The organism is Sphingomonas sp. PvP018 (assembly GCF_017876865.1).
Lineage (GTDB): Bacteria > Pseudomonadota > Alphaproteobacteria > Sphingomonadales > Sphingomonadaceae > Sphingomonas > Sphingomonas aerolata.
Genome location: NZ_JAGIOU010000001.1, coordinates 82,225 through 107,159 on the forward strand (window position 1 = coordinate 82,225; position 24,935 = coordinate 107,159).

General features: G+C 63.3%; 23 protein-coding genes. 16 read left to right on the forward strand and 7 right to left on the reverse strand.

What is annotated here, in order from left to right; all coding sequences use genetic code 11:
- Positions 1 to 191: 191 nt before the first annotated feature.
- From J3A66_RS00290 to J3A66_RS00320, 7 genes are read right to left on the reverse strand one after another with little or no spacing between them, the layout of a single operon-like run.
- Positions 192 to 971, reverse strand: coding sequence for a cyclase family protein (locus J3A66_RS00290; protein WP_209566486.1), 780 nt, complete (start codon positions 969 to 971; stop codon positions 192 to 194).
- Entirely contained in the window at positions 968 to 2,122 is a 1,155-nt protein-coding gene (locus tag J3A66_RS00295) for an alpha/beta fold hydrolase (RefSeq protein WP_209566487.1), read from the reverse strand. Before J3A66_RS00295 ends, J3A66_RS00290 begins: the two co-directional genes overlap by 4 nt.
- A gap of 11 nt (positions 2,123 to 2,133) precedes the next feature.
- The gene (locus J3A66_RS00300; protein ID WP_244654671.1) at positions 2,134 to 2,598 is read right to left on the reverse strand and encodes a nuclear transport factor 2 family protein; all 465 of its coding nucleotides are present in this window, start codon (positions 2,596 to 2,598) and stop codon (positions 2,134 to 2,136) included.
- Positions 2,577 to 3,479 (reverse strand): VOC family protein, encoded by a 903-nt coding sequence (locus J3A66_RS00305; protein WP_209566488.1) that lies wholly within the window; start codon positions 3,477 to 3,479, stop codon positions 2,577 to 2,579. Before J3A66_RS00305 ends, J3A66_RS00300 begins: the two co-directional genes overlap by 22 nt.
- 48 nt (positions 3,480 to 3,527) lie before the next feature.
- Positions 3,528 to 5,888, reverse strand: a complete 2,361-nt coding sequence (locus tag J3A66_RS00310) for a glycoside hydrolase family 3 C-terminal domain-containing protein (protein WP_209566489.1) — start codon at positions 5,886 to 5,888, stop codon at positions 3,528 to 3,530.
- Positions 5,885 to 6,451, reverse strand: a complete 567-nt coding sequence (locus J3A66_RS00315; protein WP_031441476.1) for an NAD(P)H-dependent oxidoreductase — start codon at positions 6,449 to 6,451, stop codon at positions 5,885 to 5,887. The genes J3A66_RS00310 and J3A66_RS00315 overlap by 4 nt, the downstream gene beginning before the upstream one ends.
- Entirely contained in the window at positions 6,448 to 7,554 is a 1,107-nt protein-coding gene (locus J3A66_RS00320) for an LLM class flavin-dependent oxidoreductase (RefSeq protein WP_209566490.1), read from the reverse strand. The genes J3A66_RS00315 and J3A66_RS00320 overlap by 4 nt, the downstream gene beginning before the upstream one ends.
- 154 nt (positions 7,555 to 7,708) lie before the next feature.
- On the opposite strand from J3A66_RS00320, the gene J3A66_RS00325 reads away from it, so the two are divergent.
- The 16 genes from J3A66_RS00325 (at position 7,709) to pcaD (ending at position 24,804) form a co-directional block, all read left to right on the forward strand.
- Positions 7,709 to 8,377 (forward strand): TetR/AcrR family transcriptional regulator, encoded by a 669-nt coding sequence (locus J3A66_RS00325; RefSeq protein WP_042467529.1) that lies wholly within the window; start codon positions 7,709 to 7,711, stop codon positions 8,375 to 8,377.
- Positions 8,378 to 8,893: 516 nt separating this feature from the next.
- A complete protein-coding gene (locus J3A66_RS00330) occupies positions 8,894 to 10,981 on the forward strand; it encodes a TonB-dependent receptor (protein WP_348633958.1) in 2,088 nt (695 codons plus the stop codon).
- A gap of 11 nt (positions 10,982 to 10,992) precedes the next feature.
- Positions 10,993 to 11,625 (forward strand): gluconate 2-dehydrogenase subunit 3 family protein, encoded by a 633-nt coding sequence (locus J3A66_RS00335; protein WP_209566492.1) that lies wholly within the window; start codon positions 10,993 to 10,995, stop codon positions 11,623 to 11,625.
- Positions 11,622 to 13,307: a GMC family oxidoreductase gene (locus J3A66_RS00340; protein WP_209566493.1), complete on the forward strand. Its 1,686-nt coding sequence runs from the start codon at positions 11,622 to 11,624 to the stop codon at positions 13,305 to 13,307. The genes J3A66_RS00335 and J3A66_RS00340 overlap by 4 nt, the downstream gene beginning before the upstream one ends.
- A gap of 2 nt (positions 13,308 to 13,309) precedes the next feature.
- The gene (locus J3A66_RS00345; RefSeq protein ID WP_209566494.1) at positions 13,310 to 14,749 is read left to right on the forward strand and encodes an MFS transporter; all 1,440 of its coding nucleotides are present in this window, start codon (positions 13,310 to 13,312) and stop codon (positions 14,747 to 14,749) included.
- Positions 14,750 to 14,759: 10 nt separating this feature from the next.
- The gene (locus J3A66_RS00350) at positions 14,760 to 15,722 is read left to right on the forward strand and encodes a fumarylacetoacetate hydrolase family protein (protein ID WP_209566495.1); all 963 of its coding nucleotides are present in this window, start codon (positions 14,760 to 14,762) and stop codon (positions 15,720 to 15,722) included.
- A 40-nt stretch (positions 15,723 to 15,762) separates the two neighbouring features.
- Complete coding sequence (locus J3A66_RS00355; protein ID WP_348633959.1) at positions 15,763 to 17,007, forward strand: MFS transporter; 1,245 nt, start codon at positions 15,763 to 15,765, stop codon at positions 17,005 to 17,007.
- A 26-nt stretch (positions 17,008 to 17,033) separates the two neighbouring features.
- Complete coding sequence (locus J3A66_RS00360; RefSeq protein ID WP_209566496.1) at positions 17,034 to 18,056, forward strand: TIM barrel protein; 1,023 nt, start codon at positions 17,034 to 17,036, stop codon at positions 18,054 to 18,056.
- A gap of 11 nt (positions 18,057 to 18,067) precedes the next feature.
- A complete protein-coding gene (locus tag J3A66_RS00365; RefSeq protein WP_209566497.1) occupies positions 18,068 to 18,460 on the forward strand; it encodes a DUF6379 domain-containing protein in 393 nt (130 codons plus the stop codon).
- 27 nt (positions 18,461 to 18,487) lie between these two features.
- Positions 18,488 to 19,669 carry a 4-hydroxybenzoate 3-monooxygenase gene (pobA, locus tag J3A66_RS00370; protein ID WP_209566498.1) on the forward strand — a complete coding sequence of 394 codons (1,182 nt, stop codon included), beginning with the start codon at positions 18,488 to 18,490 and terminating at the stop codon, positions 19,667 to 19,669.
- Positions 19,666 to 20,376, forward strand: coding sequence for a CoA transferase subunit A (locus tag J3A66_RS00375; RefSeq protein ID WP_209566499.1), 711 nt, complete (start codon positions 19,666 to 19,668; stop codon positions 20,374 to 20,376). The genes pobA and J3A66_RS00375 overlap by 4 nt, the downstream gene beginning before the upstream one ends.
- On the forward strand, positions 20,373 to 21,053 hold the full coding sequence (locus J3A66_RS00380; protein ID WP_209566500.1) for a 3-oxoacid CoA-transferase subunit B: 681 nt from the start codon (positions 20,373 to 20,375) through the stop codon (positions 21,051 to 21,053). The genes J3A66_RS00375 and J3A66_RS00380 overlap by 4 nt, the downstream gene beginning before the upstream one ends.
- On the forward strand, positions 21,050 to 21,757 hold the full coding sequence (gene pcaH / locus J3A66_RS00385) for a protocatechuate 3,4-dioxygenase subunit beta (RefSeq protein WP_209566501.1): 708 nt from the start codon (positions 21,050 to 21,052) through the stop codon (positions 21,755 to 21,757). The genes J3A66_RS00380 and pcaH overlap by 4 nt, the downstream gene beginning before the upstream one ends.
- Complete coding sequence (gene pcaG / locus J3A66_RS00390; RefSeq protein WP_209566502.1) at positions 21,747 to 22,472, forward strand: protocatechuate 3,4-dioxygenase subunit alpha; 726 nt, start codon at positions 21,747 to 21,749, stop codon at positions 22,470 to 22,472. The genes pcaH and pcaG overlap by 11 nt, the downstream gene beginning before the upstream one ends.
- Positions 22,473 to 22,520: 48 nt before the next feature.
- Entirely contained in the window at positions 22,521 to 23,621 is a 1,101-nt protein-coding gene (locus tag J3A66_RS00395) for a lyase family protein (RefSeq protein ID WP_245336639.1), read from the forward strand.
- Positions 23,622 to 23,625: 4 nt separating this feature from the next.
- Entirely contained in the window at positions 23,626 to 24,804 is a 1,179-nt protein-coding gene (gene pcaD, locus J3A66_RS00400; protein ID WP_209566504.1) for a 3-oxoadipate enol-lactonase, read from the forward strand.
- Positions 24,805 to 24,935 lie beyond the last annotated feature (131 nt).

Sequence of the window (24,935 nt, forward strand, 5' to 3'; positions counted from 1 at the left end):
TGAAACAAGGGCGGAAGTTGGGAGGCGGGGAAGGGAACCCGAACGGCGACTTATGGGTCATTCCTGGGCTAGCTATAAATCTAGATTAATTGGCCATATCTTAGGTCATAATTGCGGCAAACCGCCTCGATTTTTGAGTGGGACCTAAACGTTTAGCTGGGATTGCGCGTCAAAATCCTGAAGCGGCTGTCTTAATCGTTTAGGATAGCGACCGCCCGTGTCCAGCCAGCGGAGCCATTCTTTATCTTTGCTGGAAAACAGGAAACCATGAAGCCGTTGCAGGGTAGGCGATCAAGGTTAGTGAGCTTTTCCATGTGGCAATAGCCGATGTCTCGGCCTGCCTTATGCCCCTCCCAGATCAGCGAGGTGTCGCCCGTCTCCTCAACCCGCTTGGCGGTGTGGCCGAACGGCGCGTCCCAAGACCATGCGTCGGTACCCGTCACGCGAACGCCGCGCGAGGTCAGGTACAGCGTAGCTTCGTAGCCGATGCCACATCCTTTCGCGAGAAAGTCGGCTTGGCTGAGCGCCGCGCCAGCGGCCGTATTGATCAGCACGATATCCAATGGCCGAAGCGTGTGACCGGCCGCGTCGAGCGCTGCCGCCATCTCGTCCGCCGTCACGACATGACCGTCAGGGAAGTGCCGCATGTCGAGCTTGACCCCCGGCTGGAAGCACCACTCCAGAGGCACTTCATCAATCGTGATCGCACGTTCGCCGCCGTTCATCGTCGGATGGTAGTGCCACGGTGCATCGAGATGCGTTCCGTTATGCGTCGACAGCGTCAACGTCTCCGATGCAGCGAACCCCAGCCCGCCGGGAACTTGTTCGGCAGTGACACCCGGGAAGAAGGTTTGAAGCTCAGCGACGGTTTGGTCGTGCGTCTGATATGCGATCGAGGGTCGCATGAACGGTGGATCCGTTATCACGTCGGGATCGAGCGTGATCGACAGGTCGATGAACGTCCGCGTCATGCGACATGTCCTCCCAATGCTTCTGCGAGCCAGTCGGCGATGAAGTCGCGGCCGAAGCTCATATTATCGACGCCGACATGCTCGACACCGCCTTCGCGTTCGGTGAAGAACTTGAGTTCGCGTTTGGGGCTGTTGACGAGCTGGTCGTAGGTCCGGTGCGCATAGTCGCGGCCGATTTGTCTGTCATTGTCGCCGTGCGTCACCAGGAACGGCACCGTGATCCGGTCCAGTATGCCCTCGAGCGTCATACCGGCAGCCTTGTCGAGGAACTCGGCCATGTCCTTGGCACCGAACACCCACATGACGTGATTCCAGTAGTGCGGCACGGGATTTTCGCCCTCGCGGCGCAGGCGCTTCTGCTGCACTTCCGCCCAGTCGTGGTTGGCGCCCCAAACCGCCGCTGCAGCGAACCGTGGTTCGAAGGCGACCGCCCTTGGTACGAAATACCCGCCGAGCGAGATGCCCGAGAGCCCGATCCGCGTAGCATCGACGCCGGCTAGCTTTTCCAGCCAGTCGACGACAGGGGTCGCCCAGCGCTCGCTTTCGTGGGTGGCGTGCAGCCCGCCTGAGCGCAGCGCCTCACCCGACCCTGGCTGATCGATGCACAAGGTGGATATTCCACGGCGCAGCAGGGCCTGAGGTAGGCCGGTCCAGTAGAGAAGCTCCTTGCAGCTATCGAGCCCGTTGACGAACACGACGACGGGCGCCTTGCCCGGCGCCTGTGTGAAGACACCCGGCACCATGCCTCCCGGAATCGCGATCTCCACGCGCTCTGCGTTTTCCTGGCCCAGCGCCATGGCGCGTCGGAAGCTATCCTGGCCTTTTGCGAACGTGGCGTTGCGCTCCGGCGTGCCTTGTCCCTGCATCCGTTCGGCGGTGATGTAGTACAGGCTTGCGCGCTGGAGTTTGGTGCCGGCGGATAAGTGGCGCCCCAATGCCTCGTCCTCGGCGGCAAGAACGACCAGCTTGTCGGCCATCTTGACCCATTCGCGCATGAACTGCGGGGTACCCGCGTCCTCGCCCGACTGTGCCGCTTCCAGCAGAGGGCGGCACATCTCCTCGATCTCGCCGATCCGCGCACCGCTTTCGATCGCGATGTCGACCGAGAGGTTCCAGACGTAATTATTGGGGAAATATTGGAACATGGCCATGGTGCAGATACTCAGAACATGGGGTGGGGGTTTTTGGACGATTGCGGCATTGGCTGGATGACATCCCAATGCTCGACGATCTTACCGTCCTTGAGGCGATAGATATCCGCTACGGCGCCGCCAGCCGTCTTCGGATCGCCGCGACCGAACAAATGGATGATCGCCAGATCGCCATCAACGACGATCCGTTTCACGACGAATGTCGCGCCGGGCGTCGAAAACAAGGGCTCCAGCGACGTTATGGCCGATGCGCGACCGTCGGCGATGCCGGGATTGTGCTGGACGTAGTCCGGAACCACGAAGTCGTCGAACGCTCGCCGCACGTCTTTCGCGCGGTACAGGATATCGGCGAACCGCGTCATGATCGCGCGATTTCGTTCGGTCTCGTCGGCTCGACGGGCCGCGACCGGCATCGCCATCAGGGCGATGCCGGCCATGGCTATACCGGCCCGGATCATGCCGCGGCTGGTGTCCATAGACCTGCATCGGGTGCGGGCTTGGGCATAGTCTGTGGACCGCCGACGCCCGTACCCCATTGGTCCATCGTGTCCGGCGAGGGGACGTGGACCGTATGCTGGTGATGATCGTCGTCGACCTCTTCCAGTTCCGACGTATATTCGACGACGTTCATCGCCGGCGTCGTGAAATAGCTGAACGTGTTGTTGCCCGCGGTATGGCGGCCCGGTCCCCATTTGATGTCGACGTCGTTCTTTTTGAGGCGGGCGATGCCCTTCATCATGTCGTCGATCGTCAGCACGTCATAGGCGACGTGGTTGAGGCACGGCGGCCCTGGTAGGAAGGCGAGACGGTGATGCCACGCATTGCAGCGCATGAAGCACATAAAGTCGCCGAGCCAATCTGAGACACGGAAACCGAGTGCCTTCTCGTACCACGCCACGGTCGCCCGGTGGTCGGGCGAATGCATGACGATGTGACTGATCTTGACCGGGATCGCCTCGCCGCGCTTCAGATCGCGTGACTCCCCGCGCTCGACCTCCGCCGAGACCTCCAGCGTGTGGCCATCAGGATCGAAGAACCGGAAGCCGTAGCCGCCACCCAGGGTCGTCTGCTCGTGAGGCTCGGTGATGATCTTGCCCCCCGCATCTTTGACCTGCGCGAAAAGGGCATCGACGTCGGCGCGCGTCTCGGCTGCCCATGCCATCACGTCGATCCGTTGCACGGCGTCCTGACGGAGACGTACGACATATTTCTCGGGCGTACCTGCGGCGGCGAAATACACCATGCCGTCATCGGCTTCGACTTCCGTCAGCCCCCAGATGTCGGCGTAGAACCGCCGCTCGGCTTCCAGGTCTGGAACTGCATAGCCGACGTAACGAACTTCTGAAACGCGTGCCATATCCACTCTCCTTGCCTGCCGATCAGCGCCGGCATTGTGAATTCATCGTCAGTCGAACGCGACGGTTGCCGACAGCGGAAGGTCCAGCGACGATCCGCCAATGCGCAGCGTGGTCGGACCCGATGCGAACACCCATCGATTGCCGCTCCATCGCCGCAGGGCGATCGGATTGACGACGAGATGAATATCCACCGTGCTGCCCGCAGCGACGACCTGTTTGGCGAAACCGGCCAGAGGACCGTCGGCCCGATATGCCTGGACGACGGCGGCGCTGTCGCGCGAACCGTCGTTGCGCACGGTCACGGCCAAATCGACGCAGTGATCGGACCGGGTAGTCGCGGTTGCGGCGACGTAGGTGAAGCGGCCGTAGCCAAGCCCTTCGCCAAACGCGAACGCTGGACGGATGCCCGCCGTGATCATCCCGCGGTAGCCAATGCCGATGCCCTCGGCATAAGGCAGCCGGCCGTCGGCGTCGGGGGTCGCATGTAACGCGGGATACTGGTCCTCCGATGCCGCCAGTGCGACGGGCAAGCGCCCCGATGGTTCGAGATCGCCTGCGACGACCGCGGCGAGCGCAGGCCCAAACGCCTCGCCTGGATACCAGACCGCCAGCAACGCCGCGGCGTCGGTGGCGAACCTTGTATCGAAGGCGTGCCCGACATTGACCGCTACGATCGTTCGCGGGTTGGCGGCGATCACGCGCGCGGCGAGTTCCTGCTGGTCGAGGGGGATCGCAGTGGTATCGCGGTCCTTGCTTTCAACGCCAGCGTCCGCGGTCTCGCCGACGAGCAGCAGTACCGCGTCGGCGCCCCGAGCGATTGCCTCCGCCTCGGCCAGCAAGGTCGCCGCGTCGTTCGGTACCCCAAGCCCGAACCATAATCCATGGGCACGTGCTGGCGTGTACCGAAGCTCTGCTTCGATAAGTACAGGTATCCCTGCTTCGAGCAGGACTTCAACATGGTCGCTGTCGCCGCTTTTCAGCGCGCCCATGACGTCGCTTGCCGGGATCTCGCGTTCCGCAGCGAACACCTGCCGGCCATCAACGACCAGTCGTACCGATCCGGTGCCACCGATGTGCAGGCGGTGCATGCCCGTGACCGTCGGCATTATCCGCCCACTGGCCCGGATACCGCCGTTGCGGTCGAACGCGCCGAGGTCATGCATACCGTGAAACCACGTCAGCGAATTGGTGTTCCGCGTCTCACTGCCGAGCAGGCTTGCAGAGAAATCATGGCCACCGAAGTAATCGACGGTCATGCCGACGTCGCAGCCATCGCCAAGATCGCGCGCGGGGAGTGCAGGCATTGCCGGCAGCCGCGGCGAGGGGGGGCAGCCGGGCGCGAAGACGATCGTCTCCACGCCGAACCGCGCGCGCAGCGCCTCGACAGGCAGGATCGCATCGGGGCGGAGCGCGATCTTGGCGAACGTGCCACCCTGAAAGCAGGGGGCAAGCGCATTTGGTCCGATGACCGCCAACTGGCGAACGCTGCCCGGCGCGACCGGCAACAGGTCGCCATCATTGCGCAGCAGCGTGAAACCAGCGGCGGCTGCCTGGGCCAGAATGGTATCTCGATCCCCTGGCTCAGCGCCCGCATCGCCGCCGGCCCAGGTTCGGGCAGCGATCTGGATCCTGTCGACCGCTTCCTCGACCCGGTTGACACCAACTGTCCCATCAGCCGCTGCGTCGCGCAGCTTCGTGCCCATGAACCGGGCGGGGCCAGGCATTTCGAGATCAAGCCCCGCGTTCAGGGACTCCGCGCCGGCATGCGTACCGAACCAGTCGCTTACCGTGAAACCACCGTAGCGCCATTCGTGGCGCAGGATGTCGGTCAGGACGGGCGCGTTCTGCGCGCAATAGTCGCCGTTGACGCGGTTATAGGCCGTCAGGATGCCGGCACAGCCAGCCCGGGCCACCATTTCAAACGGAAGCAGATAAATTTCGCGCAACGTCGTCTCGTCGACGATCGCGTCGTACCGATCGCGCTGCGTTTCGGAGTCGTTGCAGACCAGATGCTTGGCGATGCTGCCGACACGGCGGCTCTGCAAACCCCTGCTCCACGCGACGCCGAGCGTTCCGGCAAGCAGGGGATCTTCGCCGAACATCTCGAACACCCGGCCGGCGTTCGGCGAGCGAGCGAGATTGAGATTGGGCGCCAGCACCATGTCAACGCCCTTGCGCTTCGCTTCGCCGCCGACCAGCGCGCCGACGACGCCGGCGAGTGCCCGGTCCCAGCTTGCCGCCAGTGCGATGCCGCTCGGAGTCAGGATCGATACGTCGCGCTCGTCGACCCGGCCGCTCGCGATGCCCATCGGACCGTCGGCCATCTTGGCGGATGGGACGTCGTTCGCGGCAACGGTCGACCACATGTCGCGGCCCGCCGTGAACGATAGCAGCGTGTCGTTGATCATCGCGTAGCTCCGGCAAGCAACAGGATCTGGTCGGCCTGCATCGCGACCTGACGTCGCAGGCCGTCGTCGGCGAGCGATCCGTCCTGCGCGAACGGTTGCTGCTCGACGGTATTCACCGCAATGCCGATCGGGGTCGGCCAGCCGCGCATCGCATGCACGATCCCGCGCAATGCCTGAAGCGTGACGCCGCAGGCCTGCCAGCCTGCTGCGGTGACGACCAGCCCGACGGCACGGCCATCGAAATAGACCCGGCGGTCGTCCCGTAGATCCTCGAGGAGATCTATGGCGTTCTTCACCAGACCCGACACGCCGCCATGATAGCCCGGCGAGCCGATCACGATCCCGTCGGCGGCGCGGACGGCTTCGACGAATTCGCGCTGGGCATCGCTGCGCTCGGCGTTTTCAGGGGCGAAATGGGGGAGCGCAGACAGTTCTGCACCACCGAACATGCGCGTCGTCGCCCCGTTCCGCTCAGTCGCGGCAAGAACCGCTCTGACCATCCGTTCGCCGGATGATCCTGGCCGCGTGGTCCCCCCGATGCCAACGATGTACGGCGCGATCATTTCGCGGACTTGAACTGTGGCATGACGTCGCGTGCCAGCAGGTCGAGCGTGCGGTTCGCCCATTCGAGCCGCTGCGGATCGAGCGGCCCGGTCGTCGTGCCGCATAGCACGTTGCCGATGCCGAGTTCTGCATAAGGGGCGAGATGTTCGGCGACCGTCTTCGGACTGCCGTGCAGGCACCAGGTCGCGATCCAGTCCTCGGTAAGCGCCATTGGCGTGTCGTCGGTCTTATGGTTCGCGGCATCGCGCTCGGCTGCGTCGTTATAATATTTCTCGCGATCGACCGCAGCCTGGTAGGCGCGCAGGATGATCTCCAGTTCCTCGCGTGCCTGGTCGTCGCTTTCGGCGATGTGGACGCATTGATAGGTGTGGGTTGTCCAGGACAGGGCATCCGCGACGATCGCCTCGTCATGACCGGCCGCCTCGAGCATGGCGCGATAAGCGGTGAAGTATTTGGTGACGTGCTTGAGCGGCTCGGTACCGCCGATGTTCGGCGGCGTGAACGCGGGGATGAACGCCGGCCAGCCATGCTCCGCGGCACGGCGTGCGCTGGCCTCCTTCATGGCAACGGGCATGAGCCGCGCGTGACGTTTGCCGTACATCGCAGGCGCGATGCGCTGCAGCACCTTGCCCTTATAGGGTCCGTTCTCGAATTCGATCGGCGCGTCGTCAATCTGCTTGGCCCAGAGCTTCTCGGCGATGGCAAGGTTGGCCTCCGCAATCGCCGAGGCTTCCTTGTAGTTCACGCCGAAGCCGATCATCTCCTCGGGCGTGGTGCCGGACCCTACACCAACCAGAAGCCTGCCCTCCGTCAACTGATCCAGGATGTTGACGCGTTCGGCAAAGCGGACTGGACTGTGAAGCGGAACCGAGGTGACTGAGAAGCCGAAATGCACCTTCTTCAGCTGGCCGGCCAGATAAGCGGCGAACATCATCGGGTCGCTCGCGACGGGCATGTAGCCGGTGAAGTGATGGTCGGGAAGAAAGACCGCGTCGAAGCCAAGCTCCTCGGCTTTCTTCGCGTGATCGACGAGATCGAGGATCAATTGACGGTCCTGGTCCGCAGCCGTGGTGCGGGCATTCAAGAAAACCGAAAATCGCATCAAATCTCTCCCGAAGTGGCGGGTTTGTCCCCTGCCGATTTGCCTTTCGTCCGTCACAAAGTGTAACTGACTGGTAGCGGTTCAGAACTAGAACCGTCATTCTGAATTGAGTGATAGCGGCCTGTTGCGCCGCGTGTCAACGGGGACGTTCGCGATGCCTGCAAAAGCGATGACGATAGAAATGGAGCTTGCCGCCACGCCCTCGCGCGTCCCGCAGCAGGGGCGTAGCCGAGCGTCGTACGACCGGATGATCGCCGCGGCTGAAGACCTGCTGCGCGAACGCGGCAGCGATGATTTCACGCTTCTCGAGGTCAGCAAGGCTGGCAAAGTTTCGATCGGTTCGATCTACAACCGGTTCGACAGCAAGGACGATCTGATCCGAGCGGTGCAGGGCCGTGTGCTGCTCGCCGTCGACAAGGCGCAACGCGAAGTCGTCGACCGTGCCGAGTCGCAAGCCGATGATCTCAGGACACTCGTTCCCTTGATCATCGATGGGATCGCCGAATGTCTTCACGAACATGCCGATCTGATGCGCCCGATGATGCTGCGTGCCGGATCGGATCCCATCGTGCTGGCTGCCGGCAAACGCAGCTACATGGAGGTGGAGAACCTGGTCTGCACGGCGCTTCTGGCGCATCGTGACGAGATTAAGCGGCCCGATCCCGAACGCGCCGTCGCGTCTGCTTATCGCATCGCCTATTCTGCGATTGCACGTGCGCTTGGTTTCGGCGCTACCCCTGGAAATGGGGTGGAAGGGGAATGGAAGGTCCTGAAAGAGGATCTCGGCCATATGGCGTCTGCATATCTTCGCTCAGCCGACTGATCGCAGGGAACGCTAAGAATCGCGCCGGAGCGCCGGCGCGACTGCCTGGACCGAAATGTCGACCCTAAGGCGCGCAGCAGTTCGCCGATGCTGCCGGCGCTCGTGCAAAAACTTGTCATTCGTACGACGGGCATCGTCCAAAACCAGTTCGCCGTCACGACTACGGGTATGGCGCTGGTCGACCACGTAAATATCTGATGTCGCCGGCTCTTGCGGCCCTGATGCCACTGCTTGACAGCCCTAACAAAGCATCTATTAGAACCATAGTTCTTATTCGTACCAGCGCGGGGAAAAACCCGCCGATCGAGAAGGGAGAGGATCATAATGCGCAATGCACCCGTAATCCGTGTTCTTTTGGCCGGAGCCGCAACGCTGGTGGTCACCGCGACCGCGCAGGCTCAGCAAACGCCACCATCCGAAGCTCCCCCGGCTCCCATCGAAGCGACACCGACGGAAGGCGCAGCGACAACGGCAGGCACAGCGCAGGACGATGCGGGTCAGTTAGGCGATATCATCGTGACTGCGCAGAAGCGCGCTACCGGAATCCAGGATACGCCGATCGCGATGCGTGCGTTCGACGGGGATCAGCTCATCAAGAGCGGCGTCGGCGATTTGAACGGACTTACGCGCCTCGCACCCGACCTCAACCTGACGACCGAAACCCTGTTCACGCGCATCAGCATCCGCGGTGTCGGAAGCCAGGATGTCTCAGAAACCGCAGACGGCGCACTGACGATCAATATCGACGGCGAGTACATCAACCGCCCGGTCGCCTTGAATGCCGCCTTGTTCGATCTCGAGCGGGTCGAAATCCTGCGTGGCCCGCAAGGAACACTGTATGGTCGCAACTCGACGGCGGGCGCACTGAACGTGATCGCCGCCAAGCCGTTGCTGGGTGACGTTTCCGGCTTCGCGACGGTCGGCTACGGCAACTATGATTCAAAGACGGCGCAAGCTGCCGTCAATCTGCCACTTGGTGACAAGGTGGCCGTCCGCATCGCGGGCCTCCATTCCGATCATGACGGCTATACGAACAACGCCCCCGGCGGAAAGGGCGATACGGGCAACTCCGACGCGCTCCGAGCCTCGATCTATGCCGAGCCGTTCGACCGTCTGAAACTCTACCTCGCCGGCGAATATGTCGACGTGAACCAGAGCGCGCCGTCGCAATTCGGCGTTCAGGTCTCGGCAACCTCGCCTGGCCTGGTCACGCTGCCATCCGGTGCAATCGTGCCGTCGCAGTTCAAGCCGACGTTCGACCGCGACAGCTATCCCCTGGCCGATGTCGGTTTCTTTCGGACCAAACAATATGCGGTCCGTGGTCGCGCGGACCTGGATCTGGATTTTGCGACGCTCAGCTATATCGGCGGCTACCGCGACGTGAACGTCAGCTCGCGCCAGCCCCTGAACGGGTACGTGCCGGCCGTCTTCACCTACTATAACAACCGGATAGACTCCGACACGCAGAGCCATGAAATCCGTCTCGCGGGCGGCAAGGAAGGCGCATTCATCTGGCAGGCTGGCGGATTCTACTACAAGGAGTCGCAGGATATCGCCCGGGGCCTTTTCCTGCCGCAAGCGGGACCAAACGGTAGTTTCCTGAACTTTTTCTATAGACCCTATGTCGACTCGACGTCGAAAGCCGCATTCGGCCAGGCTACGTATTGGGTGCTGCCCGACACGCTCAGTCTGACGGGTGGCATTCGCTACACCGACGACCAGAAGCGGGCCCGCTATGACAATTACGGCTTCCAGTTCAATTCCGGGCCGACGCCGCCCGCTGACGGATCGGCCGGTGCCGTCACCACCTTCCCGCGGCAGGACTCGAGCAAAGTCACGTGGAACGCGGGTGTCGACTTCAAGGCCGCGCGTGACAACCTTCTCTACGCAAAGGTCTCGACCGGCTACAAGGGTGGCGGCTTCGACAATGTCGGAGACTATGCGCCAGAGACGCTGACGGCGTATGAGATCGGGTCGAAGAACCGGTTTGCGGACCGGACGGTCGAGTTCAATGTCTCGGGCTTCTATTACAAGTACACCAACCAGCAGGTTCAGGTGCTGCTCGACACGTCTGTGGGCGCCCGGACGCTGAACGCGGGCAAGTCGCGGATCTGGGGTATCGAAACCGACAGCACGTTCGTCCTGTCCGATCGCGATCGCGCGCATCTGACGTTCAATTACCTCGATGCGAAGTTCACCGACTTCCCGGGTGCGGTATCCGGTCTGAACGGCACTTTCCCGATCGATCTGACCGGCAACACGCCACCCCAGGCACCCAAGGTCACGATCGCCGTCGGCTATGATCACACCTTCCCGATCGGCGACGGCAACCTGGTCGCAAGCGGCTTCTCGCGGTTCAAGTCGCAGTATTTCCTGACGCCGTTCAACTGGGAAGCCGAACGCCAGCAGGCCTACACGCAGACCGATCTGAGCCTCGAATATTCGGCACCCGGCGATCGCTTCTCGATCCAGGGCTTTGTACGCAACCTCGAGAACGAACGGCCGCTTGGCTATGGTTTCTTCACCGGGGGCGGCATCAACGTCTACAACTTCAGCTTCGGCGCCCCGCGGACCTACGGTGCGCAGGCGACCATCAAGTTCTAGGAAACGGCTACGTGGCGGACAACGGGCTCGGTGAATTCGACAGGCGGTCCGCGATCGGCGGCGGGCTCGTGCTCGCCGCCCTCGTCGGAACACCGCTCTGGATCTGGGGCAAGGCGCGTCAGGGCGAGAAGGGGGAGGCGACCGAGGATCAGCGCCGGATGATCGACACCGTCTCCGATCTCGTCATTCCGCGCACCGACACGCCGGGCGCCTCCGATGTCGGCGTTGGTGATTTTGTCATCCTAGCCCTCAACCACGGGCTCGACGGGACGCGCGAACCCGCAGCCGGCGCTGCAATTCAGGGCGGTGGGCCCGTACCGACGCCGCGCGGCGGAATGTATCTGCTCGACGATCTCGCGATCATGCTGCGGATCAAGGCGGGCGGAAATTTCAACGCGGCGACCCCCGTCACGCAGCGCGATGCGCTGGCCGCAATAGACACGCGCGCGTTCGCACCGGGCAACGAGAAGGATCCCTGGCACAAGATCAAGGATCTGATCTTGACGGGCTATTACACATCCGAAGCGGGCGGTTCGAAGGAGCTGCAATATGAACTGGTTCCCGGACGCTGGGATCCCGACGTGCCGTTGAAGCCGTCGGATCGGGCCTTTTCAAGCGACTGGACAGCGGTGGAGTTCGGATGATGCAGGAATTCGACGCCATCGTGGTCGGGTCAGGAATAACCGGTGGCTGGTCGGCCAAGGAACTGACGCAGGCGGGGCTGAAGGTCCTGATGATCGAGCGTGGCCGCGATATCGAGCACGGCACCGGGTACAAAACCGAGACACTGGCACCCTGGGAGCTCCCGTTCCGCGGGATGGGCGATGCCGAACGCTATTGGGCGGAGTATCCGGTTCAGTCGATGAACCGGCATTTCACCGAGTTCACCGAACATCATTTCGTCAACGACCGCGAGAATCCCTACGCCGTTCCCGCCGGCAAGGACTTCAACTGGTGGCGGTCGTACCAGATGGGCGGACGGTCGCTGACGTGGGGCCGACAATGCTATCGCTGGTCGGACTATGATTTTGGCGCGAACAAGGCCGACGGGCACGGCCTCGACTGGCCGATCCGCTATGCCGATCTCGCCCCCTGGTACGACCGGGTCGAGGACTTCATCGGCGTATCCGGTGCGGCCGAAGGGCTGGCGGTTCTGCCGGACGGACGTTTCCAGCCGCCGATGGCGCTCAACGCGGTCGAGCAGCATTGCCGCGACGTGTTCATGAACAAGTTTCCCGATCGTCGGCTGACAGTCGGCCGAACCGCCAATCTGACCGAAGCGAAGGAAGGGCGGTCGAAGTGCCAGTATCGCTCGATCTGCGCGCGTGGCTGTTCCTACGGCGCCTATTTCTCCACGCAGAGTTCGACGTTGCCAGCCGCCAAGGCCACCGGCAATCTGACGGTCATCACCGACAGTGTCGTCGAGGGCGTTGATCACGACCCGGTAACGGGACGCGCGACGGGCGTGCGGTATCTTGACGTCAAGACCGGCAAACGCGGTACGGCGACGGCCCGCCTCGTGTTCCTCAATGCCGGCGCGTTCAATTCGAACCATATCCTGCTGCGGTCGACCTCCGAACGCTTCCCCAATGGGCTCGCCAACAGCTCGGGCGTGCTCGGCACGCACATCATGGATCACGCGACCACACTATCGGGCATCGCGGCCATGCCGGGTTTCGAAACGCATACCAGCTACGGCAACCGCCCGACCGGGATCGTGGTGCCCCGGTTCCGCAATCTGGACCAACAGGACGGTGCCGGCTTCACGCGGGGCTACAGCTTCCAGGGCGGCGCGCTGCAAAGCACGTGGACGGCCGGGAAACGGGCGGCGGGGCTCGGCGTGGACTACAAGGAGTCGTTGCGGCATCCGGGACCCTGGCGGATGATCTTCGTCACCTTCGCCGAAAGCCTGCCACGCGCCAGCAACCGCCTCACCCTCGACCGCGTGAAGACCGATCCGCACGGTGCCCCGGTGTTGAACATTGCGTTCGAACACGGCGCGAACGAACATGCCGCGCTTGCCGATGCCAAGGGCCAGGCCAAGGTCATGCTCGAGGCTGCAGGCGGTCATGTCTTTCTCGGCTTCGATCAGCCAGGTGCCGGCGGGTCGGCGATCCACGAGATGGGCGGCGCGCGGATGGGGAACGACCCGGCCCGGTCCGTCCTCGACAAGTGGAACCGTGCGCATGACGTACCAAACCTGTTCGTGACGGACGGCGCAGCAATGAGTTCGTCCGCCTGCCAGAACCCGTCGTTGACCTACATGGCCTTGACGGCGCGCGCTTGTGCCAACGCGGTATCGATGCTTCGAGAAGGCACGATCTAGCCATGACGACCGTGGCGAGCGCACGCGATCAGGCGTCATCGCTCGCGCCGCGCGCCCGCACGCTGGCCTTCGCGACGCTGACGGTGGCATTCGTGATGGACGTGCTCGACAGCACGATCGTCAATATCGCGATTCCCGCGATCCGTGCCGACCTCGGCGCCGGACCGGTTGCGGTGCAATGGATGGTGGCCGGATATTCGATGGCCTTCGCAATGCTGCTCATCAGCGGTGGCCGCATGGGAGATGTCTTTGGCTATCGCCGGATGTTCATCGGCGGCATGTCGGGCTTCACGCTCGCATCCTTGTTGTGCGGCGTTGCGCCCACGCCGACCGCGCTGATCGTGGCGCGTCTGGTACAGGGGGCGACCGCGGCGTGCATGGGGCCGCAAGTTCTTGCTTTGGTCCAGCTCCTCTATCCGCCGCATGAGAGAGTTGGGGCGCTGTCGTTCTTCGGCATACTTGGCGGGCTGACCGCGGTATTGGGACCGGTGATCGGCGGCGCATTGATCGAGGCAAACATCGCGGGCCTCGGTTGGCGGGCGATCTTCCTGATCAACCTCCCGATCGGTGCTGCCGGTATCGTCGCCGCTTGGTATCTCCTGCCCAAAGGACGCTCGCCCGACCGTCTGCGGATCGACTGGGCGGGGAACGCGCTCGTCGTCGCCCTGCTGTTTGCACTCGTCTTCCCACTGATCGAGGCGCGTGCGCTCGACTGGCCATGGTGGTGCTTCGGATTGTTCGCGACGACCGTACCCCTCGGTATGCTGCTGTGGCGGCATCTGCGCCGGCGAACCGTGCGCACCGGATCGGCGCTGATGGATCCGACGATGTTTCAGGATCGTAGTTTTTCCAACGGCCTGCTGACGTCGCTCGTCTTCGCTGTGGCGGGGGGAGGGTTCCTCCTGGTGTTGACGCTCGTACTGCAGGTCGGGCTCGGCCTTGACCCGCTGTCGGCCGGATTGCTGCACATTCCATTCGCGGTCGGCGTAGGGCTGGGGATCAGCCTGCTCGGTCGCCGTATCCTGCCACGTCTGGGCCGTTCGGTGCTGGCGGTCGGTTCCGGGGCAATGGCGCTGGGGGTGGCCGCGGTGACGGTGACCGTGGCAACCAGCGGCAGCGTGCCGCTGATCGGTTTTGCACTCCTGATCGCCGGTCTCGGCATGGGAACCTGTGCGGGGCCGCTGTCGCCGATCGCGCTCGCGCGGGTGGACACCCGCCATGCCGGCGCTGCAGGCGGTGCGCTGAAGACGGTCCAGCAACTGGGAAACGCCGGCGGTGCCGCAACGGTCGGAACGTTGTTCCTCGTCATGGCCGGTGGGGCGACGTCCGCGCCCGAGACACGTGCCGCGCTCATCCCAGCAGCGATCAGCATATGTCTGCTGCTGTTCTGCGTCGCCGTGCTCAGCCGGCGGTTTCCCCAGCGCCTATTCGACACTGATTGAGAGGATCAAGATGCGGTTTGCGACTCTGAATGACGGCAGCCGCGACGGCAGGCTGGCCGTCGTCTCGATCGACCACGCCAGAGCGCTGCTGGTGGAAGGCGTCGCTACGCTTCAGGTGCTGCTCGACGATTGGGATTATCTAATTCCCGTGTGCCGTGCGGCTCAGCAGCGAGTGGAAGCAGGGCAGGGGGAAGCTTTCGATCCGTCTGCCGCGATGGCACCACTGCCACGCGCCTGGCAATGGCTGGACGGGTCCGCCTACCCGTCGCACGGCGAACTGATGGATCAGGTCCTAGGTATCGTTCCGGAGATAACCGGGCGGCCTCTGATGTATCAGGGACTGTCCGACCATTTCCTGTCTGGTCACGAGAATGTCGCATTTCCCGACCTTTCGCACGGCATCGATTTCGAGGGCGAGTTCGGGGTCGTTCTCGGCAATGTCGCGGTCGGTACACCGGTCGAGGAGTGTGCAAGAGCGATCCGGCTCGTCGTCCAGATCAACGACTGGTCGTTGCGCGCGCTGGCAGGCCCCGAAATGAAGACCGGGTTCGGCTGGATACAAGCCAAGCCGGCGTGCAGCATGGCGCCGGTCGCGCTGACGCCCGACGTGCTCGGAACGGCATGGGCCGAAGGCGGCGTGGATCTGACACTCGAAGTCGATTGGAACGGCCGCTCGTTCGGACGCGCGCAAGGCGGGGCGATGGCGTGGAGTTTCGCTCAGCTGATTGCACATGCCGCTGCTACCCGACGGTTGCCGGCGGGGACAATCATAGGATCGGGCACCGTCTCCAACGCGAATTTCCGGGACGTCGGTTCGTCCTGCATCGCGGAGCGACGCGGTATCGAGATCGTCGATACCGGCACCGCGACCACCGGCTTCATGACGTTCGGTGACCGGGTCCGCATGGAGGCACGCGCCAGAGACGGAACGCCGCTGTTCGGTGCGATCGACCAGCGGGTCGTACAGGCTTGACAGCCCGATCAATAACTAGAATGCTAGTTCTATTAAAGCCGTGGCGAAACATGGCGGGAGAGGCGGAATGCGTTCGATACTGGATTCGATACGACGGTTAACGATGGTGCCTCAGGGCATCACCATCGTCACGGCGGCTTTCCTGCCGATCTTCGCCATCGTATCGATGTTTCCGGCGGTTCCGTCGATCATCGACCATTTCTCGGCCGACCCCGACGCACGGTGGAAGGTGCCGCTGATGGTGTCGGCGCCTGGCCTGACCATCGCATTGATCGCGCCGTTTGCAGGCTTCTTCATCGACAAGTTCGGGCGGCGGCCTCTGCTGATCTGGGCGACGTTCTTCTACGGCATTTTCGGCACTGCACCTTTCTTTCTCGATAGCCTGAACGCCGTGTTCGCTTCGCGACTGCTGCTCGGGGTTGCGGAGGCGGCGATTCTGACGATCGTCAACACGCTGCTCGGCGATTACTGGGATGACCGCGGGCGCCGCGACTGGCTGTTGTTGCAAGGCCTCGCCGGGCCGCTGATGGCATCGGGCGTCATCTTGTTGTCGGGTGCAGCCAGCGGCGTGCGGTGGAACGGGATCTTCCTCGTCTACCTGGTCGCCTTTCCGATTTTCCTCGCGATGCTCGCCTTTCTGTTCGAGCCAAAGAAGGATGGCGCGACCGTCAAGGAGATCGTCGCTGCGCCCGAGGTCACTACGCCGTTCCCATGGGCTGTGATTGCACTGATCGGCGGCGTGACCCTGCTGGCCTCGGCACTCTACTACGTCTTCATCATCAACGGCGGCCTCGCATTCCGCGAAGTGGGCGTACAGGACGGCGCCCGGCTTGGTCAGTTGACCGCGATCCCCAGCCTCTTCGTCGTGCTCGGCTCGGTCATCTTCAGACTGATGAGCGGCCGCTCCAATGCGGTGCAGATCGGTACGCTGTTCCTGCTGGTCGGCCTAGGACTAGCGGGTATCGGCTTGGCGGTCGACTATCGCTGGATGATTGCCGGGTTGGTGATCCAGCAGACCGGCGTCGGCATGGCGGTCCCGGTTCTGATCGCCTGGGCCAGCTCGAAGCTCACCTTCGAACATCGCGGCCGCGGGATGGGTATCTGGACCGCCTGCTTCTTCTTCGGCCAGTTCTCCAGTCCCTGGTTCGTTCACAAGCTCAACGACGCCTTCGGCACGATGCAATCGGCTTTCCTCGCGATGGGGGTTCTCGGCATCGTCGTTGCGCTGATCGCCTTCGTCGCCAGCCGTCGCACGCCATCAGCCCTTACCGCCGCCACGGCCTGACCCTTTAGACTGAAACGAGATCCAGCATGACCGGAACTATAAAGCGAGGCGTCAGCCTCTACAGCTTCCAGAACGAGACGTTCCTCGGCAAGATGACCTTAGAGGACTGTATCCGGACCTGCACGGAAATGGGCGCGACCGGAATCGAGGTCATCGGCGAACAGACATTCTGGGGGTGGCCCGAACAGCCCGTTCCGGAGAACAAGATCACCGACTGGCATGCCCTGATGACGAAGTACGGGACAGTGCCCGTCGCGCATGATGCGATGCTCGACTACAAGCGCTACAACGGCCGCGTCATGGCGCTTGACGAGCAGGTCGCCAGCATGAAGCGCGATATCGATTTCGCCGCGGCGCTCGGTATGCGCTTCGTCAGGTCGCTGGTCTCGGTGTCGCCTGAGGTGCTTGTTGCCAGTGCGCCTCATGCCGAGGAGAAGGGCATCAAGATCCTCCTCGAGGTGCACGCGCCTCTGCACTTCGATCATCCCTGGATCGTCCGGCATGCCGAGGCGTACGAGAAATCGGGCAGCGACGCGCTGGGTTTCCTGCCCGACATGGGCATGTTCCTGCATCGCTTCCCGCCCGTCTGGAAGGAGCGCTTCATCCGTAACGGCGCGCCGCGTCACATCGCCGATTACATCGAAAAGGCATATGAGGACCGTACGCTTAGTGAATACATAGTGATGAACGTGCGCGAGATGGGTGGCGAGGGGGCCGCGATGGCGATGGCCGAGACGCTGCGTCACAACGCAGCCTACGAACCCAAGCGCATGCTCGATTTCATGGGACGCATCCACAACGTCCACGGCAAGTTCTACGAGATGACCGAGGACCTTGTGGAACCGTCGATCCCCTATGACGAGATCGTCCAGGTTCTCAAGCAAGGCGGATACTCCGGCTACATCTGCTCCGAATACGAAGGCAATCGCTGGATCGAAGACGCTCATCCGGTCGAGTCCGTCGAGCAGGTCCGCCGCCAGCAGGCGATGCTTGCCCGGTTGATCGACGAGCCCGTCGCCACGACCAATTCCTCCGCACGCGCAGCCTGAAGGTAGATACGATGTTTGATCAACACATGATCTGCGAAGACACCATCGCAAACGTCGCGGAAAACGGCGCGGCTATCGGCTTCTCGTTCGGCGCAAGACTGCCCTATTACCGGGGCCTGGGCCTCTCGATGGTCGAAGACGTCGCAGTGACGCTGGACGGCGAAGCGATACCGCGGGAAGCGGTGCGGTTGACGCTGCGCGGCCGCACCTGGACGCTCGACGAGATGGAGAACGAGCATGGCGACCGCTGGAATTTCGGCGAGGTCGCCACGGTGACGGTGCTGAAGGACGGTGGACTGTCGGCAGGCGAGCATCGGCTGGAACTCGCGGAACGGATGCGGATCTCGTACCTGCCGTTCGTACCGACGACGCGGTGCGTGAAGACCATCTCGCTGGCCGCCTGACGGGGCCCGACGACAGGATCGACAGGCATGCGTACCCAGATTGCCATCATCGGCGCCGGCCCCGCCGGCATGTTTCTCGCGCATCTTCTCCGCTTGCAGGGCATCGACACCGTCGTCGTCGAACGGCGGGACCGCGCGTATGTCGAAGGGCGTGTCCGCGCAGGCGTGCTTGAACAGGTCACGACGGATCTGATGCGTCAGCTCGGACTGGCCGACAGGCTGGGCCGGGAAGGCCTCGTTCACGGTGGCACGAATTTGTCGCTTGATGGCCGGATGTTCCATATCGACATGGCAGCGCTGACCGGTGGTTCCACAGTCACCGTCTATGGTCAGCAGGAGGTGATGCGCGACCTGTTTGACGCGGCGGAATCACGCGGCCTGTCGATCGTCTGGAACGCGAGCGATGTCGCACTGCATGATCTGGAGGGCGCGCGTCCCGCGGTAACCTGGTCGCTGCACGGCCGTGAGCAGCGGCTCGACTGCGATTACATCGTCGGCTGCGATGGCTATCACGGCGTAAGTCGCGGCGCGATCCCGGCGGACGTGATCAAGACGTTCGAGCGGGCCTATCCCTTTGGATGGCTTGGCATTCTCGCCGACGTGCCGCCGGTCGATCACGAACTTATCTATGCGAACCATGAACGCGGTTTCGCACTCGCATCGATGCGTTCGACCACGCGCAGCCGCTATTATGTGCAGTGCGCGCTCAACGATGACATCGCCAACTGGTCTGACCGCCGGTTCTGGGATGAATTATGCTTGCGCCTCGGCCCTGAAGTCGGTGCGAAGGTGACGCGGGGGCCGTCGTTCGAGAAGGCTATCGCGCCTCTGCGATCGTTCGTCAGCGAGCCGATGCGGTGGGGAAGATTGTTCCTTGCAGGCGATGCAGCGCATATCGTCCCGCCAACCGGGGCGAAGGGCATGAACCTGGCGGTATCGGACGTGACGATGCTCGCCGAGGCACTGGTCGAGAAATACAAGGATCGATCGGACGCCGGCATCGACGGCTACTCGGCGCGCGCGCTAGCCCGGGTCTGGAAGGCCGAGCGGTTCTCGTGGTGGTTTACGTCCGTCACGCACCGGTTTCCGGCGATGGACGGATTCGATCGCCGGATCCAGATCGCCGAACTCGATTACATTCGCGGCTCCGAGGCGGCGCAGCGGTCGCTCGCGGAGAATTATGTCGGACTTCCCCTGGGGGCAGCATGAAGAGCAAGATCTACGACAGCCCTGCGAACGCGCTCGAAGGCGTACTGTTCGACGGCATGACGGTCATGTCGGGCGGCTTCGGGCTGTCGGGCAACCCCGAAAGTCTGATCCCTGAGATTCGAGCGGCCGGGGTGACGGGATTGACCGTCATTTCCAACAATGCGGGGGCGGACGGGTTCGGCCTGTGGATGCTGCTGGAAAGTCGCCAGATTGCAAAGATGATCTCGTCCTATGTCGGTGAGAACAAGCTGTTCGAGCAGCAATATCTCAGCGGTGAGCTGGAACTCGAACTGACGCCGCAGGGGACGCTTGCCGAGCGTATCCGCGCGGGCGGTGCGGGTATACCGGCGTTCTATACGAAGACTGGCGTCGGCACGATCGTCGCGAAAGGTAAGCCGGTCGAGACCTTCGACGGCGAGGACTATGTGCGGGAGACGTGGCTAAAGGCAGACCTGTCGATCATTAAGGCGTGGCGTGCCGACCCGGCCGGCAATCTGATGTTCCGCAAGACCGCGCGCAACTTCAACCCGAACATGGCGACCGCGGGCGCGGTCACGGTGGTAGAGGTCGAGGAGATCGTCGAGGCAGGCGCGTTCGATCCCGACTGCATCCACGTTCCCGGCATCTATGTCGACCGCATCGTCCTGTCCACGATCAACGAGAAGCGCATCGAGAAGCTTACCGAGCGCCACCGGGAGACGACATGATGGCCGACCAAACCAAAGGCTGGACCAGGGAGCAGATGGCCGCGCGCGCGGCGCACGAATTGCACGACGGCTTCTACGTCAATCTTGGCATCGGCATTCCGACGCTGGTCGCGAACTATATTCCGGACGGCGTGAACGTCACGCTGCAGTCGGAAAACGGCATGCTGGGCATGGGACCATTCCCCTTCGAGGGCGAGGCCGATCCCGACCTGATCAACGCGGGCAAGCAAACGATCACCGCGCTGCCGACGTCGAGCTTCTTCTCCAGCGCCGACAGCTTTGCGATGATCCGCGGCGGGCATATCGATATGGCGGTGCTTGGTGCGATGGAGGTCGCCGCCAACGGCGACATCGCCAACTGGACGATCCCCGGCAAGATGGTGAAGGGGATGGGGGGCGCGATGGACCTGGTCGCCGGTGTCCGTAAGGTCGTGGTGGTGATGGATCACGCCAACAAGGCGGGTGAACCCAAGATCCTGGAGGCGTGTACGCTGCCGCTCACCGGCAAGGGGGTGGTCGACCTGATCATTACCGACCTGTGCGTGCTCGCCTGCGACAAGCAGGCGGGCGGCCTGACGCTGGTGGAACTGGCGCCGGGCGTGACGCTGGAGGAGGTGCGGACGAAGACGGGTGCGGCATTCGACGCGCCCGCCTTCGCGCAGGAGAGCGCGGCGTGATCGCCTATTCGCCGGACGAGGCGGGGCTGTCGCCCTCGCTGCATCCCGACTATCGCTCGAGCATCGATCGCAGCCCGCGCCAGCCTCTGATCGCGATCCCACCGACACTGACCGAGACGACCGGTCCCAGCGCGTGGGACCGCCTGATGGTAGGGCCCTCGGGAATTGATCTTACAGCGCAACATCCGGGCGTACCGCAAGGTCAGCGGATCATCGTCTCCGGGCGCGTGCTCGACGATCGCGCACGCCCGGTGGCCAACACCGTCATCGAGATCTGGCAGGCCAATGCGGCGGGCCGCTATATTCATTCCGGAGACACTTGGGACGCACCGCTCGACCCGAACTTCACCGGGGCCGGGCGGGTCGTCACCGATGCCGACGGGCAATACAGCTATGTCACGATACGGCCCGGTGCCTATCCGTGGGGCAATCACAAGAATGCCTGGCGGCCGGCGCACATTCACCTGTCGCTGCTGGGCCCTGCGTTTGCGACGCGGCTGGTGACGCAGATGTATTTCCCGGACGATCCGCTGGTCGAGATCGATCCGATCGCCAACGCCATACCGATGCCCGCCCGCCAGCGGATGGTCGGCCGCTTTGATATCAAGAGCACGAAGCCCGCCTGGGCGCTTGGCTATCTGTTCGACATCGTGCTGAAGGGGCGCGACGAGACGCCGTTCGAGGATGTCGACCATGACCATTGAGATCGCCCCGGGGATCGCCCCGGGAATCGCCGTCGAGGACCGAGAGGCGCCACCGCGGATGGATAACCAGGATCCGGCGATTTTCGGGCAGACCCCGTGGCAGACCGTCGGACCCTTCTTCCATTACGGCCTGCCATGGAAAGGCGGCGCCGATCTCATCGGCAAGTCGGACATGGGCGCCCGTACGGACCTGTTCGGCGAAGAGCACTATTTGCTCAACCTGTCGTCACCGACCGGCACGCCCGAGGGGGAGGTGATCGAGATCGCGGGGCAGGTGTTCGACGCGAAGGGCGTGCCGATCCTCGATGCGATGATCGAGATTTGGCAAGCCAATGCCGCGGGGCGTTATATGAGCATTGATGATCGACGAGAGACGGTGCCGATCGACCCCCACTTCATTGGCTTCGGCCGCGCGTCTGTTGATCAGGACGGGATCTACCGGTTTCGCACCATTCGACCGGGGCGCGTGCCGGGACCCGGCAACACGCTGCAGGCACCCCATCTGGCAGTGTCGGTGTTCGCGCGGGGTATCATCAAACGGCTCGCGACGCGGCTGTATTTCGCTGATGGCGAAGGCAATGACGAGGATCCGGTGCTCACCGCGGTTCCGGCAGACCGTCGCAATACGCTGGTGGCTAACCGGCGAGACGGCGGGCGTTGGTGGTTCGACATCCGGTTGCAAGGCGATGCCGAAACAGTATTCTTTGCGGTATGATGGCGGATGACTGATCGCCTCCGCATGCGGCCTGCAACGACCCCTTCGATGCTGGCCGTCTTCGACGACGACGCCACCATCGCTCACGCACTCGCATTCGAAGGCGCTTTGGCGAAAGCGCAGGCGGCGGAAGGAGTGATCTCGTACGAGCTGGCGGTGGCAATTGTCGACGCCTGCATGACGGTGCCGATCAATTCTGCGACATTGGCCGAGGAAGCGGCGCTGGCTGGCACGTTGGCGATACCCCTCGTCACGCGCTTACGTGCCGCATTGGATGGTGATGCTAGGAAAGCGGTCCATAAGGGTGCGACCAGCCAGGATGTCGCCGATACCGTATTGATGATGCAGACGCGGAGAGCGACCGACCTGGTACTCCTGGACCTCGACCGCATCGTCGATGCGCTTGGTCGTTTGGCCCTGCGTCACGCTGAGACACCGGCGGTAGGCCGCACGTTGTTGCAGGATGCGTTACCCGTCGCGTTCGGTCTGCGGATCGCGCACTGGGCGGCCAGCGTCGCCGATGCTGCTCAGCGGCTGCGGCGCGACGTCGAGGACCATGCGCGAATTCAGCTTGGAGGCGCCGCGGGTGCGCGGGCGGGGCTCGATGGCGCGGGTCTGGCCATTGCATCGATCATGGCCAGCGATCTCGGCCTGGCGGTCAGCGAGCCATGGCATGCGCGCCGCATCGGCATTGCCGCCATCGGCACGAGCCTGGCCATAGCGACTGGCGCAATCGGCAAGATGGCGCGCGACATAGCGCTCTTGTCGCAAAACACTGTTGGGGAGGCGCGTGAACCGGCCGTTGCAGGTCGCGGTGGATCATCGGCCATGGCGCACAAGCGCAACCCGACCGGTTGCCAGATCGCGCTGTCGGCAGCGCTCCGTGTACCGGGTTTGGCCGCGACCCTGCTTGTCGGACTGCCGCAGGAGGAAGAGCGCGGGCTTGGCGGCTGGCAGGCGGAGGGACCGGTACTCGCGGACCTGTTCCTGCTCGCGGCCGGCGCGGCCGATGCAATGGCTAGCGTCGCCGAAGGTTTGGAGATCGACGAAGACGCGATCGCGCGCAACCTGTGCGATGCCGATATCGGTACCGATATCGGCGAAAGCGGGGCCATTGTCCGCGCGCTTGTCGCCAGAGACGAAGGATAACTTCATGCCATTCGCAATCCGTGACGACGTGCGCCTTTACTGGAAGCTCGACGGAGCCTCCGACCTGCCCGTGCTCGTCCTGCTTAATTCGATCGGCACGGACATGGCGTTGTGGGAGACCAGCGTCCCGCATTTGCTGCCCGCCTTCCGGCTCCTGCGGATCGACACGCGCGGGCACGGCGCATCAGACGCACCTGATGGTGACTATAGCCTCGCGATGCTGGCCGACGATGTCGTCGCAGTGATGGACGCTGCGGGGGTACAGACCGCGGCCGTTGCCGGCGTGTCGCTCGGCGGAATGATCGCAATGGAACTGGCACTGGCGTACCCGACGCGAATTACCGCGCTCGCGCTCGTCTGCACGTCGGCGACGATGGACGCTGGCGCATGGCGTGACCGGATCGAGGTCGTACGCGCAGAGGGTACGGCGGCTGTCGCCGATATGGCCATGGGCCGGTTCCTGTCGCCGCGCTTCGTGGCGACGCACGGTGGCGCGGCCGAAAGCGTGCGGCAGGGGCTGATCGCGATGGCCGATGCCGGCTATGCGGGTTGCGGTGCAGCGATCCGTGATATGGCGCTGATCGAGCGGTTGCCGGCGATCGATATGCCGACGCTCGTCGTCGCGGGCGATCGTGATATCTCGACGCCGTTTGCGGGCCATGGCGAACGCATCGTGGCAGCGGTTCCCGGCGCACGGGTGGTGCATCTCGATGCCGCACATCTCGCACCAATTGAGACACCCGCGGTGCTTGCAGTAACGCTTCGCGATTTCCTGAAACCGGCCGATACCCACGATGCCGCAAACACATTGTTCGAGGCGGGGCTGCTCAACCGGCGCCGGGTACTCGGCGATGCGTGGGTCGACGCGTCGCTGGCCGGGCGGACTGACTTCACCGCCGATTTCCAGGCGATGATCACCCGGATCGCCTGGAATGAAATTTGGGGCCGACCGGGTCTCGATGACCGCAGCCGTAGGTTCATCGTGCTCGCGATCACCATAGCACTCGGTCGTTGGGAGGAGTTCGCGCTTCACGTTCGCACCGGATTGATGCGTGACGGCTTCACCCGTGAGGAACTCAAGGAAGTGCTGATGCAATCGGCCATCTATGCGGGCGTGCCCGCGGCAAATACCGCCTTCGCCGAAGCGGGCAAGATCATTGCCGAGCTCAATTCTGACAGTTGAAATTCGAAGGACACGACGCTCGGCTGGCGGTTCGTCAACCCGCCTTGACGACGGCGCGGCCACGATGAAATAGGGCCGCAGAGCTCTGGCGCGGCGATGACCGAATGGCCAAAATTGGGAATGGGGAAGGG

What these genes read in the sequence shown, in the direction of transcription:
- J3A66_RS00290 (WP_209566486.1), bottom strand. Translation starts at nt 971, where the DNA reads ATGACGCGGACGTTCATCGACCTGTCGATCACGCTCGATCCCGACGTG.
- J3A66_RS00295 (WP_209566487.1), bottom strand. Translation starts at nt 2,122, where the DNA reads ATGGCCATGTTCCAATATTTCCCCAATAATTACGTCTGGAACCTCTCG.
- J3A66_RS00300 (WP_244654671.1), bottom strand. Translation starts at nt 2,598, where the DNA reads ATGGACACCAGCCGCGGCATGATCCGGGCCGGTATAGCCATGGCCGGC.
- J3A66_RS00305 (WP_209566488.1), bottom strand. Translation starts at nt 3,479, where the DNA reads ATGGCACGCGTTTCAGAAGTTCGTTACGTCGGCTATGCAGTTCCAGAC.
- J3A66_RS00310 (WP_209566489.1), bottom strand. Translation starts at nt 5,888, where the DNA reads ATGATCAACGACACGCTGCTATCGTTCACGGCGGGCCGCGACATGTGG.
- J3A66_RS00315 (WP_031441476.1), bottom strand. Translation starts at nt 6,451, where the DNA reads ATGATCGCGCCGTACATCGTTGGCATCGGGGGGACCACGCGGCCAGGA.
- J3A66_RS00320 (WP_209566490.1), bottom strand. Translation starts at nt 7,554, where the DNA reads ATGCGATTTTCGGTTTTCTTGAATGCCCGCACCACGGCTGCGGACCAG.
- J3A66_RS00325 (WP_042467529.1), top strand. Translation starts at nt 7,709, where the DNA reads ATGCCTGCAAAAGCGATGACGATAGAAATGGAGCTTGCCGCCACGCCC.
- J3A66_RS00340 (WP_209566493.1), top strand. Translation starts at nt 11,622, where the DNA reads ATGATGCAGGAATTCGACGCCATCGTGGTCGGGTCAGGAATAACCGGT.
- J3A66_RS00345 (WP_209566494.1), top strand. Translation starts at nt 13,310, where the DNA reads ATGACGACCGTGGCGAGCGCACGCGATCAGGCGTCATCGCTCGCGCCG.
- J3A66_RS00350 (WP_209566495.1), top strand. Translation starts at nt 14,760, where the DNA reads ATGCGGTTTGCGACTCTGAATGACGGCAGCCGCGACGGCAGGCTGGCC.
- J3A66_RS00360 (WP_209566496.1), top strand. Translation starts at nt 17,034, where the DNA reads ATGACCGGAACTATAAAGCGAGGCGTCAGCCTCTACAGCTTCCAGAAC.
- J3A66_RS00365 (WP_209566497.1), top strand. Translation starts at nt 18,068, where the DNA reads ATGTTTGATCAACACATGATCTGCGAAGACACCATCGCAAACGTCGCG.
- pobA (WP_209566498.1), top strand. Translation starts at nt 18,488, where the DNA reads ATGCGTACCCAGATTGCCATCATCGGCGCCGGCCCCGCCGGCATGTTT.
- J3A66_RS00375 (WP_209566499.1), top strand. Translation starts at nt 19,666, where the DNA reads ATGAAGAGCAAGATCTACGACAGCCCTGCGAACGCGCTCGAAGGCGTA.
- J3A66_RS00380 (WP_209566500.1), top strand. Translation starts at nt 20,373, where the DNA reads ATGATGGCCGACCAAACCAAAGGCTGGACCAGGGAGCAGATGGCCGCG.
- pcaG (WP_209566502.1), top strand. Translation starts at nt 21,747, where the DNA reads ATGACCATTGAGATCGCCCCGGGGATCGCCCCGGGAATCGCCGTCGAG.
- J3A66_RS00395 (WP_245336639.1), top strand. Translation starts at nt 22,521, where the DNA reads ATGCTGGCCGTCTTCGACGACGACGCCACCATCGCTCACGCACTCGCA.
- pcaD (WP_209566504.1), top strand. Translation starts at nt 23,626, where the DNA reads ATGCCATTCGCAATCCGTGACGACGTGCGCCTTTACTGGAAGCTCGAC.